The organism is Chitinibacter bivalviorum (assembly GCF_013403565.1).
GTDB lineage: Bacteria > Pseudomonadota > Gammaproteobacteria > Burkholderiales > Chitinibacteraceae > Chitinibacter > Chitinibacter bivalviorum.
Genome location: NZ_CP058627.1, coordinates 2,312,566 through 2,328,487, shown reverse-complemented (window position 1 = coordinate 2,328,487; position 15,922 = coordinate 2,312,566). Strand labels below are relative to the sequence as shown.

At 48.0% G+C, this 15,922-nt stretch carries 12 protein-coding genes and 4 tRNA genes; all 16 read left to right on the top strand.

The window, feature by feature from the left end; all coding sequences use genetic code 11:
- Positions 1-129 precede the first annotated feature (129 nt).
- The 16 genes from lgt to rpsG all read left to right on the top strand — a co-directional run bounded on the left by lgt (position 130) and on the right by rpsG (position 15,903).
- On the top strand, positions 130-921 hold the full coding sequence (gene lgt / locus HQ393_RS11035; RefSeq protein WP_179355226.1) for a prolipoprotein diacylglyceryl transferase: 792 nt from the start codon (positions 130-132) through the stop codon (positions 919-921).
- Positions 922-1,045: 124 nt separating this feature from the next.
- Positions 1,046-1,131 (top strand) — tRNA-Tyr (locus tag HQ393_RS11030).
- A gap of 50 nt (positions 1,132-1,181) precedes the next feature.
- Positions 1,182-1,255: transfer RNA gene (locus tag HQ393_RS11025), tRNA-Gly, on the top strand.
- Between the two features lie 9 nt (positions 1,256-1,264).
- A tRNA-Thr gene (locus tag HQ393_RS11020) sits at positions 1,265-1,339 on the top strand.
- Between the two features lie 53 nt (positions 1,340-1,392).
- Complete coding sequence (tuf, locus tag HQ393_RS11015; protein WP_179355217.1) at positions 1,393-2,583, top strand: elongation factor Tu; 1,191 nt, start codon at positions 1,393-1,395, stop codon at positions 2,581-2,583.
- Between the two features lie 47 nt (positions 2,584-2,630).
- Positions 2,631-2,706, top strand: a tRNA-Trp gene (locus tag HQ393_RS11010).
- 48 nt (positions 2,707-2,754) lie between these two features.
- A complete protein-coding gene (secE, locus tag HQ393_RS11005) occupies positions 2,755-3,126 on the top strand; it encodes a preprotein translocase subunit SecE (protein WP_246307881.1) in 372 nt (123 codons plus the stop codon).
- 18 nt (positions 3,127-3,144) lie between these two features.
- On the top strand, positions 3,145-3,678 hold the full coding sequence (gene nusG / locus HQ393_RS11000) for a transcription termination/antitermination protein NusG (RefSeq protein ID WP_179355225.1): 534 nt from the start codon (positions 3,145-3,147) through the stop codon (positions 3,676-3,678).
- A gap of 89 nt (positions 3,679-3,767) precedes the next feature.
- Positions 3,768-4,199, top strand: coding sequence for a 50S ribosomal protein L11 (rplK, locus tag HQ393_RS10995; protein ID WP_179355224.1), 432 nt, complete (start codon positions 3,768-3,770; stop codon positions 4,197-4,199).
- Positions 4,200-4,892 carry a 50S ribosomal protein L1 gene (gene rplA, locus HQ393_RS10990; protein ID WP_179355223.1) on the top strand — a complete coding sequence of 231 codons (693 nt, stop codon included), beginning with the start codon at positions 4,200-4,202 and terminating at the stop codon, positions 4,890-4,892.
- 223 nt (positions 4,893-5,115) lie between these two features.
- Positions 5,116-5,655, top strand: coding sequence for a 50S ribosomal protein L10 (rplJ, locus tag HQ393_RS10985; RefSeq protein WP_179355222.1), 540 nt, complete (start codon positions 5,116-5,118; stop codon positions 5,653-5,655).
- A 53-nt stretch (positions 5,656-5,708) separates the two neighbouring features.
- Positions 5,709-6,083 carry a 50S ribosomal protein L7/L12 gene (rplL, locus tag HQ393_RS10980; protein ID WP_179355221.1) on the top strand — a complete coding sequence of 125 codons (375 nt, stop codon included), beginning with the start codon at positions 5,709-5,711 and terminating at the stop codon, positions 6,081-6,083.
- Positions 6,084-6,283: 200 nt separating this feature from the next.
- Entirely contained in the window at positions 6,284-10,456 is a 4,173-nt protein-coding gene (rpoB, locus tag HQ393_RS10975) for a DNA-directed RNA polymerase subunit beta (protein ID WP_179358482.1), read from the top strand.
- An 84-nt stretch (positions 10,457-10,540) separates the two neighbouring features.
- Positions 10,541-14,764 carry a DNA-directed RNA polymerase subunit beta' gene (gene rpoC, locus HQ393_RS10970; RefSeq protein ID WP_179355220.1) on the top strand — a complete coding sequence of 1,408 codons (4,224 nt, stop codon included), beginning with the start codon at positions 10,541-10,543 and terminating at the stop codon, positions 14,762-14,764.
- Positions 14,765-14,946: 182 nt separating this feature from the next.
- A complete protein-coding gene (gene rpsL, locus HQ393_RS10965; RefSeq protein ID WP_179355219.1) occupies positions 14,947-15,321 on the top strand; it encodes a 30S ribosomal protein S12 in 375 nt (124 codons plus the stop codon).
- Between the two features lie 111 nt (positions 15,322-15,432).
- Positions 15,433-15,903, top strand: a complete 471-nt coding sequence (rpsG, locus tag HQ393_RS10960) for a 30S ribosomal protein S7 (protein WP_157670999.1) — start codon at positions 15,433-15,435, stop codon at positions 15,901-15,903.
- The last annotated feature ends 19 nt before the right edge of the window (positions 15,904-15,922 follow it).

Here is a 15,922-nt window from a genome sequence, read left to right as displayed (position 1 = left end):
ACGAAAAAAAAGGCGCTTGGCTGTCAGAAGGCTCCGACTAAGTAAATTGTTATTTGTGCTTATGGTGAGAAATTAACGGGAGAGGCAGCTATAATCGCCACCACCTTTTTCATTTGAAAGCAGATTGCTATGTTAGTTCATCCGCAGTTCGACCCCGTTGCGATCCATATCGGCTCTTTTGGCTTGCATTGGTATGGTTTGATGTACCTGATCGGCTTTGTATTGTTTTTGCTCTTGGGTCGCTGGCGTATACGTAAGGGCAATCCTGCTGGTTGGCGTGTAGAGGAAATGGATGATCTGCTCTTTTACGGTGTTCTCGGGGTGATATTGGGTGGCCGATTGGGTTATGTGCTGTTTTATAAACCGAGCTTTTATCTATCTCACCCACTAGACATTATCAAGGTATGGGAAGGCGGAATGGCTTTTCACGGTGGTTTCCTTGGTGTGTTGGTTGCAATGTATTTGTTCGGCCGGAAAACAAACCGTAGCTTCTTTCAAGTTACCGATTTTATAGCGCCGTTGGTTCCACTTGGCTTGGCTGCAGGTCGCATTGGAAATTTCATTAATGGTGAGCTGTGGGGGCGTGTAACGGATGCCACTATGCCGTGGGCAATGGTGTTTCCGCAGGCGCAAGATGGATTGCCGCGCCACCCTTCACAGTTGTATCAATTTGCGCTCGAAGGCGTCGCGTTATTTTTGATCTTGTGGCTCTACTCGGCAAAACCACGCAAAACAGGTCAGATCTCGGCGGCATTTCTAATCGGGTATGGCGTGTTCCGTTTTGTGGCGGAATTCGCGCGTGAACCAGATGACTTTTTGGGGTTGTTGGCGATGAATTTTTCGATGGGGCAGTGGCTTAGTTTGCCGATGATTTTGTTCGGTTTCTATCTATTTGCGGCCTCGAGCAAAAAAATGAGCTGAGATTTTGCGGTAAATAGTTTAGTTAAATTAACGATTTATTCGAAAAGTACGCAAAGATCGACATTGTGGCGATGAAAATATTTGACGGCATGAATCTTCATCTCCATAATGCGGGTCTCTAAAGGGGGGGATTACCCCAGCGGTCAACGGGTCCGGACTGTAAATCCGGCGGCTCAGCCTTCGAAGGTTCGAATCCTTCTCCCCCCACCAAACACCTAGCGTAGCGGGTTTTGGTAGAAACGAATTTAAAGTATTAAGCCGCGGGTGTAGCTCAATGGTAGAGCAGAAGCCTTCCAAGCTTACGACGAGGGTTCGATTCCCTTCACCCGCTCCAGAAATATTTGCTGATGTAGCTCAGGGGTAGAGCACTCCCTTGGTAAGGGAGAGGTCGGGGGTTCAATTCCCCCCATCAGCACCATTTCGCAGTGTCATTATTCTGTTATTTCAAGTTCTCGAGAAGGAAATAAAGCGATGGCTAAGGAAAAGTTTACGCGGACAAAACCGCACGTTAACGTTGGTACAATCGGTCACGTTGACCATGGCAAAACCACTCTGACTGCTGCGATCACGACAATCTTGTCTCGCAAATTCGGTGGCGAAGCTAAAGACTACTCACAGATCGATAGCGCTCCAGAAGAAAAAGCACGTGGTATTACTATTAATACTGCGCACGTTGAATACGAAACTGAAACTCGCCACTACGCTCACGTAGATTGCCCAGGTCACGCGGATTATGTAAAAAACATGATTACCGGTGCGGCTCAGATGGACGGCGCGGTATTGGTTGTTTCTGCTGCTGATGGTCCTATGCCACAAACTCGCGAGCACATCTTGTTGTCTCGTCAGGTTGGCGTTCCATACATCATCGTATTCATGAACAAAGCTGACTTGGTTGATGATGCTGAGTTGCTCGAATTGGTAGAAATGGAAGTTCGTGACCTGTTGTCTAAATACGACTTCCCAGGTGATGACACTCCAATCATTACTGGTTCAGCTCGTGCTGCACTGGAAGGTGATCAAGGCGAATACGGCGAGCCAGCAATCTTCCGCTTGGCTGATGCGTTGGATACTTACATTCCTCTGCCAGAGCGCGCAGTTGACGGTACATTCCTGATGCCAGTAGAGGACGTATTCTCTATCTCTGGTCGTGGTACTGTAGTAACTGGTCGTGTAGAGCGCGGTATCGTTAAGGTTGGTGAAGAGATTGAGATCGTTGGTATCGTTCCAACCATCAAAACTACTTGTACTGGCGTTGAAATGTTCCGCAAATTGCTGGACCAAGGTCAAGCAGGTGACAACATTGGTGCGTTGTTGCGCGGTACTAAGCGTGAAGACGTTCAGCGTGGTCAAGTATTGGCTAAACCAGGCTCAATCACACCACACACTAAATTCACGTCAGAAATCTACGTTCTGTCGAAAGAAGAAGGTGGTCGTCATACGCCATTCTTTAGCAACTACCGTCCACAGTTCTACTTCCGTACTACGGACGTAACTGGTGCGATCCAGTTGCCAGAAGGTACAGAAATGGTTATGCCAGGCGACAACGTGTCAATCACTGTAACGTTGATTTGCCCGATCGCGATGGAGCAAGGTTTGCGCTTTGCGATTCGTGAAGGTGGCCGTACCGTTGGTGCGGGCGTTGTAGCAAAAGTTATTGAATAAAAAGTTGCAAATTGGGCAAAACTAGTTTATAGTTCTGTCCTCTCCCCAGGCGAGTAGCTCAATTGGTAGAGTACCGGTCTCCAAAACCGGGGGTTGCGGGTTCGAAGCCCTCCTCGCCTGCCACATTATCAGCGGAGCCGTTCCAAATCTAATTTGGGGCGGCTTTGTTTTATGGGTCGCCAGAAAGTAATGCAAAGCATAGAACGACTGAAAGTAATGGCAGCGCTGGCCTTAGTGGCTTTAGGTGTTGCTGGGTTTTATATGGTGCCTGCTGGGCAGTCTTTTGTGGGTTCTCTCGCGGTAGTGGCTGGTTTGGCTGCTGCAGGCGCGGTGATGTGGTTTAGTGAAACGGGTCGTGCATTCGTTGACTATGCGCGTGACTCGATCAAAGAAGCTCAAAAGGTGGTTTGGCCAAGCAAGAAAGAAACATGGCAGGTGACTGGCGTTGTGTTCTTGTTTGTTGCTGTATTGGCCTTGTTCATGTGGGTGGTTGATTCTGGCTTGGCTTGGTTGTTTTACGATATCGTGCTTGGTCGCGGTTAATCAGTCGGAGAATCAGGCATGGCAATGCGTTGGTATGTAGTTCACGCGTATTCAGGTTTTGAAAAGAGCGTACAAAAAGCGCTGCTTGAAAAAATCGATCGATTGGAAATGGGGCATCTGTTTGGTCAGATCTTGGTTCCGGTTGAAGAAGTGATGGAAGTTAAAGCGGGTCGTAAGGCGCTGACAGAGCGCAAGTTCTATCCAGGTTATGTGTTTGTTGAAATGGATATGACGGACGATAGCTGGCATTTGGTAAAAAGCACGCCTAAAGTGACTGGCTTTATCGGTGGTTCGGGTACGAAACCTATGCCGATTCCAGTGAAAGAAGTTGAGCGGATGATGCAGCAGGTTCAAGAGGGGGTTGAGAAACCTCGTCATAAGATCCTGTTTGAAGTTGGTGAGACTTTACGTGTTACCGATGGTCCATTCGCAGATTTCAGTGCCACTGTTCAAGATGTTGATTACGACAAAAATCGTTTGAAAGTAACGGTTTCAATTTTCGGTCGTGCAACACCGGTAGATTTGGAATTCTCGCAGGTTGAAAAAACCTAATCTGCGTTAGCAAAGATGCCTGAAAGGGTGTTTATGGTAGGGGAGCCGATTTTCGAATTGGCGTTTGACCCATTTTAAGGAGTAGTACTGTGGCAAAGAAGATTATTGGCTACATCAAGCTGCAAGTGCCAGCTGGTAAAGCAAACCCATCGCCTCCAATTGGTCCAGCTTTGGGTCAGCGCGGCTTGAATATTATGGAATTTTGTAAAGCGTTTAACGCTGCAACCCAAGGCGTTGAGCCAGGTTTGCCAATTCCAGTAGTGATTACTGCGTTTGCAGATAAATCATTCACTTTCGTAATGAAATCGCCCCCAGCAACTATCTTGCTGAAAAAAGCGGCTGGCATTACTAAAGGTTCTGCACGTCCACATACCGACAAAGTAGGTAAAGTGACTCGTGCTCAGCTCGAAGAAATCGTAAAAACCAAGCAAGCTGATTTGACTGGTAGCGATTTGGACGCAGCTGTACGCATTATCGCTGGTTCAGCTCGTTCCATTGGTATTGAAGTGGAGGGCGTGTAAATGGCTAAGGTTTCTAAACGTCTTGCTGCATTGCGCGCAACTGTTGATAACAACAAACTGTACGCAATCGAAGAAGCAATCGCACTGGTAAAAGGCGCGGCTACTGCAAAATTTAACGAATCTATCGACGTTTCGTTCAATTTGGGCGTAGATCCACGTAAATCGGACCAAGTGGTTCGCGGTGCAGTTGTATTGCCAAAAGGTACTGGTAAATCAGTTCGCGTAGCTGTGTTTACACAAGGTGCTAACGCTGAAGCGGCTAAAGCTGCTGGCGCTGACATCGTTGGTTTTGAAGATTTAGCTGAACAAGTTAAAGCTGGCAATATGGATTTTGACGTGGTAATCGCGTCTCCAGATGCTATGCGTATCGTTGGTCAGTTGGGTCAAATCTTGGGTCCACGTGGCCTGATGCCAAACCCGAAAGTAGGTACTGTTACTCCTAACGTAGCTGAAGCGGTTAAAAATGCTAAAGCTGGTCAGGTTCAATACCGTACTGACAAAGGTGGTATCGTTCACGCTACTCTGGGTCGCGCTTCTTTTGAAGCTGCTGATCTGCGCGAGAACTTGGCTGCGTTGGTTGATGCTTTGCAAAAAGCAAAACCAGCAAGCTCAAAAGGCGTGTACTTCAAGAAAATCGCAGTTTCAAGCACGATGGGCTTGGGTGTTCGCGTAGACACTTCGTCCGTCCTGTAATCTGACTTTGGGCTGGAGTGCTTGCACTCCAGATAGTCAAAGACCGTAGGCGCCAGCTTTCGAGCTGGCTTAATCTAGGTGCCCAAACACCAGCCTACGCAGACGGTGCTCCCAATGCAGGCTTCTCGCTAAATCTAGTTTGGCAAAAGTCTCCTGAATATTGGTCGCCGTTTGATTGGGTGGCGTACGTGAGTGCGCTGAACTTAACTAATGGAGGTTGACCTTGAGTCTAAATCTTGACGACAAAAAAGCGGTAGTGGCTGAGATTGCAGCAGTAGTTGCAAACGCTCAAACCATCGTGATCGCTGAATATCGTGGTATCGAGGTTTCCAGCATGACTGAACTGCGCAAACAAGCGCGTGAGTCAGGCGTGTACCTGCGTGTTTTGAAAAACACGTTGGCGCGTCGTGCGGTACAAGGAACTCCGTTTGCCGAATTGGCTGACCAAATGGTCGGTCCTTTGGTTTACGGTATTTCCGAAGACCCAGTTGCTGCTGCTAAGTTGCTGCACACATTCGCGAAAAAAGACGACAAAATCGTTCTGAAAGCGGGTTCTTATGATGGCAAAGTTATGGATGCTGCAGCAGTTGCTGCCTTGGCGTCTGTACCAGGCCGCGAAGAATTGCTCTCGAAACTTCTCTACGTTATGCAAGCTCCAGTTGCTGGCTTTGTCCGCGGCTTGGCAGCTTTGGCAGAGAAGAAAGGCGAGGGCTCAGCCGCTCCTGCAGCCGAAGCGGCTCCAGCAGAAGCGACAGAAGCTTAATTTTTCGTATCTAAATTGTAATTTTCAGATAAGATTTTCAGGAGTATTAACAAATGGCCGTATCTAAAGAAGATATCCTTGACGCAGTAGGTTCATTGACTGTTTTGGAATTGAATGACTTGGTTAAAGCATTCGAAGAGAAATTTGGTGTTTCTGCTGCTGCTGTTGCCGTTGCTGGCCCAGCTGCTGGTGGCGCTGCTGCTGCTGCAGAAGAAAAAACTGAATTCGACGTTATCTTGACTGGCGCTGGCGCTCAGAAAGTTGGCGTGATTAAAGTTGTACGCGAAGTTACTGGTCTGGGCTTGAAAGAAGCTAAAGACTTGGTTGACGGCGCTCCAAAACCAGTTAAAGAAGGCGTTTCTAAAGCTGACGCTGATGCAATCGCTAAGAAATTGATCGAAGCTGGTGCAACTGCTGAAGTTAAGTAATCTTTAGTTAGTTAAGTAGTACAGGCAGACGGAGCAATCCGTCTGCCCTTTTGCGTTTGTATACTGCGGCTTGCTTACAGAAAATCTTTGCAAGTAAGTCTAGAATTAGCAGCAGACAAACCAGAAACCGCTCACAACTTATTGTTAGCGGGCGTTTTGCGGTTTGTCCATTGCGCCCCACCCATGGAGAGTTTATGAGTATGAAATACTCGTTCACTGAGAAGAAACGCATTCGCAAGAGTTTTGCGAAGCGGGCAAGTGTCCTTGAAGTGCCGTTTCTGTTGGCTACTCAGATCGACTCTTATTCCGAATACCTGCAACTAGGTGTGCCTATCGAGGCGCGCCGTGAAATTGGTTTGCAGGCTGCGTTTAACTCAATTTTCCCGATTGTTTCTCACAATGAATACGCACGCCTCGAATTTGTGCATTATTCATTGGGTGAACCTGCCTTTGATGTGAAAGAGTGTCAGCAACGTGGTATCACGTTTGCGGCTCCTTTGCGTGCCCGTGTTCGTTTGGTGATTATGGATCGTGAATCCTCAAAACCAACGATCAAGGAAGTGAAAGAGCAGGACGTGTACTTCGGTGAAATTCCGTTGATGACTCGTAACGGCTCGTTCGTAATTAACGGTACGGAGCGTGTAATCGTGTCTCAGTTGCACCGCTCTCCGGGTGTGTTCTTTGAGCATGACAAGGGTAAAACCCATAGCTCAGGCAAATTATTGTTCTCGGCTCGTATTATTCCTTACCGTGGTTCATGGTTGGATTTCGAGTTCGATCCAAAAGATTTGTTGTTCTTCCGTATCGACCGTCGCCGCAAAATGCCAGTATCGATTTTGCTTAAAGCCTTGGGGTATACGCCTGAACAGATTCTGGCTGAATTCTTTGATACAGATACCTTCTTCCTCACTGAAGATGGCGTGTTCTGGGAATTGCAGTCTGACCGCTTGCGCGGTGAAGTGGCTAAATTTGACATCGTTGCTGACGATGGCAAAGTACTGGCACAAAAAGACAAGCGTATTACTGCGAAAACGATTCGCGATATCAATAATTCCGGCATGACCCGTGTTCAAGTTCCGCTTGATTACACCTATGGCCGCGTTTTAGCGAAAGACGTCATCAGCCCAGAAACGGGCGAAGTGGTTGCTAAAGCCAATGAAGAAATTACCGAAGACTTGCTGGTGAAGTTGGATGCCAACGAAGTGAAAGAAATCACGACGTTGTACATCAATGACCTCGACCAAGGTGGCTTCATTTCTTCGACTTTGCGTACCGATGATACGCAAGACCAATGGCAAGCCCGCGTTGCGATCTATCGCATGATGCGTCCAGGCGAGCCGCCTACTGAAGATGCTGTTCAAGCATTGTTCAACGGCTTGTTCTTCTCAGAAGATCGCTACGATTTGTCTGCAGTGGGTCGTATGAAGTTCAACAGCCGTGCTTATCCAGATCGTTTGGAAGAAAAAGCACCGGGCTGGCAGCGTCGTTTCTACGAGCGCGTAGGTTCAAAAGGCATTACTGGCCCAGGCATCTTGTCGACTGAAGACATCATAGCGGTAATCGGCATCTTGCTTGAGTTGCGCAATAGCCGTGGCGAAGTGGACGATATCGATCACTTGGGTAACCGTCGTGTACGTTCAGTCGGTGAGTTGGCAGAGAACCAATTCCGCGCGGGTCTGGTACGTGTTGAGCGCGCAGTGAAAGAGCGTCTGTCACAAGCTGAATCTGACAATTTGATGCCGCATGACTTGATCAATGCGAAGCCAGTGTCTGCCGCAGTGAAAGAGTTCTTCGGCTCATCTCAATTGTCACAGTTTATGGATCAAACCAATCCATTGTCTGAAATTACGCACAAACGTCGTGTTTCAGCCTTGGGGCCAGGCGGTTTGACTCGTGAACGCGCAGGCTTTGAGGTTCGTGACGTACACCCAACGCACTATGGTCGTGTTTGTCCGATTGAAACGCCAGAGGGTCCAAACATTGGTTTGATCAACTCATTGTCATGCTACGCGCGTACCAATGAGTATGGTTTCCTCGAGACGCCATACCGTAAAGTGGTAGATGGCAAAGTAACGAGCGAAATCGAGTATTTGTCTGCGATTCAAGAAGGCAAATATGTGATCGCTCAGGCTAATGCCCAAACTGACGAAGCGAACAACCTCGTTGATGAATTGGTAACTTGCCGCGAAGCGGGTGAGACCATCGTTGCGACGCCAGATCGCGTTCAGTTTATGGACGTGGCGCCGAGCCAGATCGTTTCTGTTGCCGCATCGTTGATTCCATTCCTTGAGCACGATGACGCCAACCGCGCATTGATGGGCGCCAACATGCAGCGTCAAGCGGTACCTTGCTTGCGTGCAGAGAAGCCATTTGTCGGTACAGGGATCGAGCGCACGTGTGCAACTGACTCGGGTACTGCGGTAACTGCGCTGCGTGGCGGCGTGGTGGATTACGTTGATGCAACCCGTATCGTTGTTCGTGTGAATAACGACGAGGTGATTGCAGGTGAAGCCGGTGTAGATATCTACAACTTGGTTAAATTCACTCGTTCAAATCAGAATACCAACACCAACCAGCGCCCAATCGTTGTAAAAGGTGATTTGATCGCGAAGGGCGACGTTGTTGCCGACGGCGCTTCGACTGACTTGGGTGAGTTGGCGCTAGGTCAAAACATGACCATCGCCTTCATGCCATGGAATGGTTACAACTTCGAGGATTCGATTCTGATTTCCGAGAAGGTCATTGCTGATGATCGTTACACTTCGATTCACATCGAAGAGTTGAATGTGATGGCACGTGACACGAAGCTTGGTCCTGAAGAAATTACACCTGATATTTCAAACTTGTCAGAGCGCATGCTTGGTCGTTTGGATGATTCTGGTGTTGTATACATCGGTGCAGAAGTTGAAGCTGGTGATGTTCTGGTTGGTAAAGTAACGCCTAAAGGCGAAACACAGCTGACGCCAGAAGAAAAACTGCTGCGCGCCATCTTCGGTGAAAAAGCGTCTGACGTTAAAGACACATCATTGCGCGTACCTTCAGGTATGACCGGTACTGTTATCGACGTTCAAGTCTTTACTCGTGAAGGCATCGAGCGCGATAAACGTGCTCAAGCAATTATCGATGAACAGTTGCGTCGCTACCGTCAAGACTTGAATGACCAGTTGCGTATCGTTGAAGCTGACTTGTTCAAACGTATTGAAGACATGCTGGTTGGCAAAGTAGCCAATGGCGGTCCGAAAAAACTGGCTAAGGGTACTGAGCTGACTTCTGCATATTTGGCTGATTTGCCAAGCAAGCATGACTGGTTTGATATTCGCTTGTCTGACGAAGAAAGCGCACGTCAGCTGGAAGCTAATAAAGACCTGATCGCTCAAACTAAAGCTGAGTTCGAGCTGCGTTTTGAAGATAAAAAACGCAAACTGACTCAAGGTGATGAGTTGCCACCAGGCGTTATCAAAATGGTTAAGGTGTACGTTGCTGTTAAACGTCGCTTGCAGCCAGGCGATAAGATGGCCGGTCGTCACGGTAATAAGGGTGTAGTTTCAAAAATCTTGCCAGTTGAAGATTTGCCGCACATGGCAGATGGCACGCCAGTGGATATCGTATTGAATCCGCTGGGTGTACCTTCACGTATGAACATCGGTCAGATTCTTGAGGTTCACTTGGGTTGGGCTGCGAAAGGGATTGGTCAACGCATCAATGCCATGTTGCGCGAGCAGCAAAACACCGCAGTCGTGCGTGAGTATTTGGAGAAAATCTACAATACCAATGGTAAGTCAGAAGATATCGCTTCTCTGGAAGACCACGAAGTATTGAATTTGGCCAAAGGTTTGAGCACGGGTATGACTTTTGCAAGTCCGGTATTTGACGGTGCAAAAGAGAGCGAAATCCGCGAAATGTTGGATTTGGCCTACCCAGATGCAGACGCTCGTACGCAGCAATTGAATTTCAACTCAAGCAAAACGCAAATGCAATTGTTTGATGGCCGTACAGGTGAGCCGTTCGAACGTAAAGTGACCGTTGGTGTGATGCATTACTTGAAACTTCACCACTTGGTGGATGACAAGATGCATGCACGTTCAACAGGTCCATACTCTCTGGTAACGCAGCAGCCATTGGGCGGTAAGGCTCAGTTCGGTGGTCAGCGTTTCGGTGAGATGGAGGTTTGGGCACTGGAAGCTTACGGCGCAGCGTACACCTTGCAAGAGATGTTGACTGTGAAGTCCGACGACGTGAATGGTCGTACCAAAGTATACGAAAACATTGTGAAGGGTGATCACCGCATTGATGCTGGCATGCCAGAATCATTCAATGTATTGGTTAAGGAAATCCGCTCGCTCGGTATCGATATCGATCTGGAAACCTATTGATTGCTGTGAGGTATAGGGCTGCAGGCTAGCTTATGTTTGGCCTTGCGGCTAATACCCTGATTGCCCTCACTGGAGAATATTGGAATGAAAGGCTTACTCGAACTCTTCAAGCAAGTCGCACAAGACGAAGAATTTGACGCGATTAAAATCGGGCTCGCATCGCCTGAGAAAATCCGTTCTTGGTCTTTTGGCGAAGTGAAGAAGCCAGAAACCATCAACTATCGTACGTTCAAGCCTGAGCGTGATGGTCTATTTTGTGCTCGTATTTTTGGCCCAATTAAAGATTACGAATGTTTGTGCGGTAAGTACAAACGTCTGAAACACCGTGGCGTAATTTGTGAAAAATGTGGCGTTGAAGTGACTTTGTCAAAAGTCCGTCGCGAACGCATGGGTCACATTGAGCTGGCTAGCCCAGTGGCGCACATCTGGTTCTTGAAATCACTGCCATCTCGTTTGGGTATGGTATTGGATATCGCGTTGCGCGATATCGAGCGCGTATTGTACTTCGAAGCGTTTATCGTGATCGAACCAGGTATGACTCCGCTGCAACGTGGCCAGTTGCTCACCGAAGAAGATTACTTCGCGAAAGTCGAAGAATACGGTGATGAATTTGTGGCCATGATGGGTGCTGAGGCAGTTCGTGAATTGCTCAAATCCATGGATGTGGATCAAGAGATCAGTCGCTTGCGCTCAGAGCTCGATACGACTGGTTCTGAAACCAAGATCAAGAAAATTGCTAAACGCTTGAAGGTTTTGGAAGCGTTTGAGCGTTCAGGTATTAAACCTGAGTGGATGATTCTGGAAGTGCTGCCAGTATTGCCACCAGAATTGCGCCCATTGGTGCCGCTGGATGGTGGTCGTTTCGCGACTTCTGACTTGAACGATCTGTATCGCCGAGTGATTAACCGTAACAACCGCTTGAAGCGTTTGTTGGAGTTGCGTGCGCCTGAAATCATTGTTCGCAATGAAAAACGCATGTTGCAAGAAGCGGTTGACTCATTGCTTGACAATGGCCGTCGCGGTAAAGCGATGACTGGTGCTAACAAACGCCCACTGAAATCTTTGGCTGACATGATCAAAGGTAAGGGTGGTCGTTTCCGTCAGAACTTGTTGGGTAAACGTGTCGATTACTCAGGTCGTTCGGTGATTACCGTAGGTCCTACTTTGCGTCTGCATCAGTGCGGTCTGCCAAAGTTGATGGCGCTGGAATTGTTCAAACCATTCATTTTCCATAAATTGGAAGTGATGGGCTTGGCAACCACGATTAAAGCCGCGAAGAAAATGGTTGAAAGCCAAGAGCCTGTAGTTTGGGATATCTTGGAAGATGTAATTCGTGAGCATCCAGTACTGCTCAATCGTGCGCCAACGCTGCACCGCTTGGGTATTCAAGCGTTTGAACCGACCTTGATTGAAGGTAAGGCAATTCAGTTGCACCCACTCGTTTGTGCGGCATTCAATGCCGACTTCGACGGTGACCAAATGGCCGTGCACGTTCCATTGTCGCTGGAAGCGCAAATGGAAGCGCGTACTCTGATGTTGGCGTCAAATAACGTATTGGCTCCAGCCAATGGCGAGCCAATTATCGTTCCTTCGCAGGATATCGTATTGGGTCTGTATTACATGACCCGCGAAGCGAAGTACGCCAAAGGTGAGCGCCTGAATGATGATGGTCAGCGTTTGACTATTTTCTCTGACGTATCAGAAGCTTTGCGTGCTTACGCAAATAAAGACGTAACGCTGCAAACCCGCGTTTCTATCCGCTTGAAAGAGTGGTTCAAAAATGAAGCTGGCGAGTGGGAAAGCAAATTGGTGCGTCGCGATACGACTGTTGGTCGCGCGATCTTGTCTGAGATCTTGCCCAAAGGCTTGGCGTTCTCACACATCGACAAGTCACTGAAGAAAAAAGAAATTGGTAAATTGATTAATGCTTCATTCCGCCGTTGCGGTTTGAAAGATACCGTCGTATTCGCGGATCAATTGATGTACACCGGTTTCTCGTATTCGACTCGTGGTGGTATTTCGATTTGCGTTGACGACATGTTGGTTCCTGCGAAAAAAGTTGAATTGCTCGCAGCAGCTCAGTCTGAAGTGAAAGAGATCGAGCAGCAATACAGCTCGGGTCTGGTAACTCAAGGCGAACGTTACAACAAGGTTGTCGATATCTGGGGTCGTGCTGGTGATCAAATCGCTAAGGCGATGATGGATCAACTGGGTAAAGAGCCAGTAACCGATGCAAACGGCAAGCAAGATGAGCAAGAGTCGTTCAACTCAATTTACATGATGGCTGACTCAGGTGCGCGTGGTTCTGCAGCTCAGATCCGTCAGCTGGCAGGTATGCGTGGTCTGATGGCTAAGCCAGACGGCTCGATTATTGAGATGCCAATTACGACGAACTTCCGTGAAGGTTTGACAGTACTCCAGTACTTCATCTCAACACACGGTGCGCGTAAAGGTTTGGCGGATACGGCACTGAAAACAGCAAACTCTGGTTATCTGACACGTCGTTTAGTCGATGTAACTCAAGATTTGGTTGTGACTGAAGATGATTGCGGCACCAAAAACGGTGTGGCAATGAAAGCCGTCGTACAAGGTGGTGACGTAGTTGAAGCCTTGCGCGAGCGTATCTTGGGTCGCGTAGTAGTTAAAGATGTCGTTGATCCATCTACACAAGAAACGCTGTTCGAAGTTGGCGCGCTGCTTGATGAAGATGCGGTTGATGAAATCGAGCTGCGTGGTGTGGATGAAGTCGTTGTTCGTACACCGCTGTCGTGCGAAACTCGCTACGGTCTATGTGCGAAATGTTATGGCCGTGACTTGGGTCGTGGTCACTTGGTGAATAGCGGTGAAGCAGTTGGTGTTATTGCGGCTCAGTCAATCGGTGAGCCTGGTACCCAGCTGACAATGCGTACGTTCCACATCGGTGGTGCCGCATCTCGTGCTGCTGCTGCAAATCAAGTTGAAGCTAAATCAAGCGGTAATATCGCTTATAGCTCGAATATGCGTTATGTAACCAATGCCAAAGGCGAGCCAGTTGTAATCGCTCGTTCTGCTGAAGTCATGGTATTGGATGATAACGGTCGCGAGCGCGAAACGCATAAAGTGCCATATGGTGCAACGCTGGCAGTAAAAGATGGCGATGTAATTAAGGCCGGTGCTGTGTTGGGTACTTGGGATCCTCACTCACGTCCGATCATTACTGAGTACTCTGGTACTGTGAAGTTCGAAAACGTTGAAGAAGGTATGACCGTTGTTAAACAAGTCGATGATGTAACGGGCTTGTCTACTTTGGTGGTTATTGCTTCTAAAGCAAAAGTGACTTCAAGCAAAGGTTTGCGCCCACTTGTTAAGTTGATCGATGAATTTGGTAATGAAATGAAATTGGCTGGTACTGATACACCAGTGACGATTTCCTTCCAAGTTGGCTCGATTATTACAGTGAAAGATGGCCAGCAAGTTGGTGTCGGTGATGTGTTGGCTCGTATTCCACAAGAATCAGCTAAAACTCGCGATATTACCGGTGGTCTGCCACGTGTTGCTGAGCTGTTTGAAGCTCGCTCACCAAAAGATGCAGGTATGTTGGCTGAAGTCACAGGTACTGCAAGCTTTGGTAAAGACACTAAAGGTAAGCAGCGCTTGATCTTGACCGATCTTGAAGGTGCGGCGCATGAATATCTGATTTCTAAAGATAAGCATGTGATGGTGCACGATGGTCAAGTTGTTAATCGTGGTGAAACGATTGTGGATGGCCCAATTGATCCGCATGATATCTTGCGTTTGCAAGGCATTGAGGCTCTGGCACGTTACATCGTTCATGAAGTGCAAGAGGTTTATCGCTTGCAGGGCGTAAAGATTAATGACAAACACATTGAAGTAATTGTTCGTCAGATGCTTCGTCGTGTTGTGATTTCAGATGCTGGTGATTCTGATTTCATCTTGGCTGAGCAAGTAGAGCGCGCTGAAGTATTGATTGCCAACGATAAATTGGCTGCTGAAGGTAAAGAATTGGCTAAGTTTGACAATATCTTGCTGGGTATTACTAAAGCATCGTTGTCGACTGATTCGTTTATTTCTGCGGCATCGTTCCAGGAAACAACGCGCGTTCTGACTGAAGCGGCAATTATGGGCAAGATCGATGATCTGCGTGGCTTGAAAGAGAACGTGATTGTTGGCCGCTTGATTCCAGCTGGTACAGGCTTGGCTTACCACAAAAATCGCAAACGTTTGCAGAGCAAAGTAGAAGCTTTGATGCCATTTGCGGAAGTTGCGGCTGAAGTTTTTGCTGAATCGGCAGGTGAGGCGGCGGAGTAATTCAAAGTGCTTACCGACTTTCGTCGGTAAGCATTGACTGAATGACTTCAAAGTCCTTATAATTCAAAGTCTTTTGCTGCGGCAAGCGAGTTTTCGCTTGCCGCAGTGTTTCCATTGTGGAAACAAATAGCCAAGCCTGGTGTTCAGGCTGGTTTTTTTTAACGTGGTAGGATGTTAAAACAATGCCAACTATCAACCAACTCGTCCGTAAAGGCCGTGTTGCGGAAACTTTTAAGAGCAAAGTACCGGCTCTTGAAGCGTGCCCGCAAAAACGTGGTGTATGTACTCGCGTATATACAACTACTCCTAAAAAACCAAACTCTGCCCTGCGTAAAGTTTGTAAAGTTCGCTTGACCAACGGTTTCGAAGTGATTTCGTACATCGGTGGTGAAGGCCATAACCTGCAAGAGCACAGTGTTGTGTTGTTGCGCGGCGGTCGTGTAAAAGATTTGCCAGGTGTTCGCTATCACTGCGTACGCGGCTCTCTTGACTTGGCTGGCGTTAAAAATCGTAAGCAATCTCGCTCTAAGTACGGTGCTAAACGTCCTAAGGCGTAATTGGTGCAGTCTGTGCGGCAGCGCAGAGCAAAAGCTGTCAAGTAAGTGGCCGTCCCTTTGGGCGTCCCAGGGGTGAGTCCCCAACTGAATGTCACATTAAGGAAGTAAATTATGCCAAGACGCAGAGAAGTACCGAAACGCGACGTCTTGCCGGATCCAAAATTCGGTAGCACAGAACTCGCGAAATTCATGAACGTTGTAATGCTGGACGGCAAAAAAGCTGTTGCAGAACGTATCGTTTATGGTGCATTGGCCCAGATCGAGAAAAAGACTGGTAAAGATGCTGTAGAAATTTTCAACACTGCAATTGGCAATGTTAAGCCAGCTGTAGAGGTTAAAAGCCGCCGTGTCGGTGGTGCCAACTACCAGGTACCAGTAGAAGTACGTCCTAGCCGTCGTCTGGCATTGGCGATGCGTTGGGTCCGCGAAGCGGCTCGTAAACGTGGTGAAAAATCGATGGACCTGCGTCTGGCTGGTGAGCTTCTTGACGCTGCTGAAGGTCGTGGCGGCGCGATGAAAAAACGCGATGAAGTACATCGTATGGCTGATGCAAACAAAGCGTTTGCTCACTTCCGTTTCTAATTGCGTATTCCTAATAAGG

Excerpts from the sequence above, each read along its gene's own strand:
- lgt (WP_179355226.1), top strand. The coding sequence starts at position 130 with ATGTTAGTTCATCCGCAGTTCGACCCCGTTGCGATCCATATCGGCTCT.
- tuf (WP_179355217.1), top strand. The coding sequence starts at position 1,393 with ATGGCTAAGGAAAAGTTTACGCGGACAAAACCGCACGTTAACGTTGGT.
- secE (WP_246307881.1), top strand. The coding sequence starts at position 2,755 with ATGGGTCGCCAGAAAGTAATGCAAAGCATAGAACGACTGAAAGTAATG.
- nusG (WP_179355225.1), top strand. The coding sequence starts at position 3,145 with ATGGCAATGCGTTGGTATGTAGTTCACGCGTATTCAGGTTTTGAAAAG.
- rplA (WP_179355223.1), top strand. The coding sequence starts at position 4,200 with ATGGCTAAGGTTTCTAAACGTCTTGCTGCATTGCGCGCAACTGTTGAT.
- rplL (WP_179355221.1), top strand. The coding sequence starts at position 5,709 with ATGGCCGTATCTAAAGAAGATATCCTTGACGCAGTAGGTTCATTGACT.
- rpoB (WP_179358482.1), top strand. The coding sequence starts at position 6,284 with ATGAAATACTCGTTCACTGAGAAGAAACGCATTCGCAAGAGTTTTGCG.
- rpoC (WP_179355220.1), top strand. The coding sequence starts at position 10,541 with ATGAAAGGCTTACTCGAACTCTTCAAGCAAGTCGCACAAGACGAAGAA.
- rpsL (WP_179355219.1), top strand. The coding sequence starts at position 14,947 with ATGCCAACTATCAACCAACTCGTCCGTAAAGGCCGTGTTGCGGAAACT.
- rpsG (WP_157670999.1), top strand. The coding sequence starts at position 15,433 with ATGCCAAGACGCAGAGAAGTACCGAAACGCGACGTCTTGCCGGATCCA.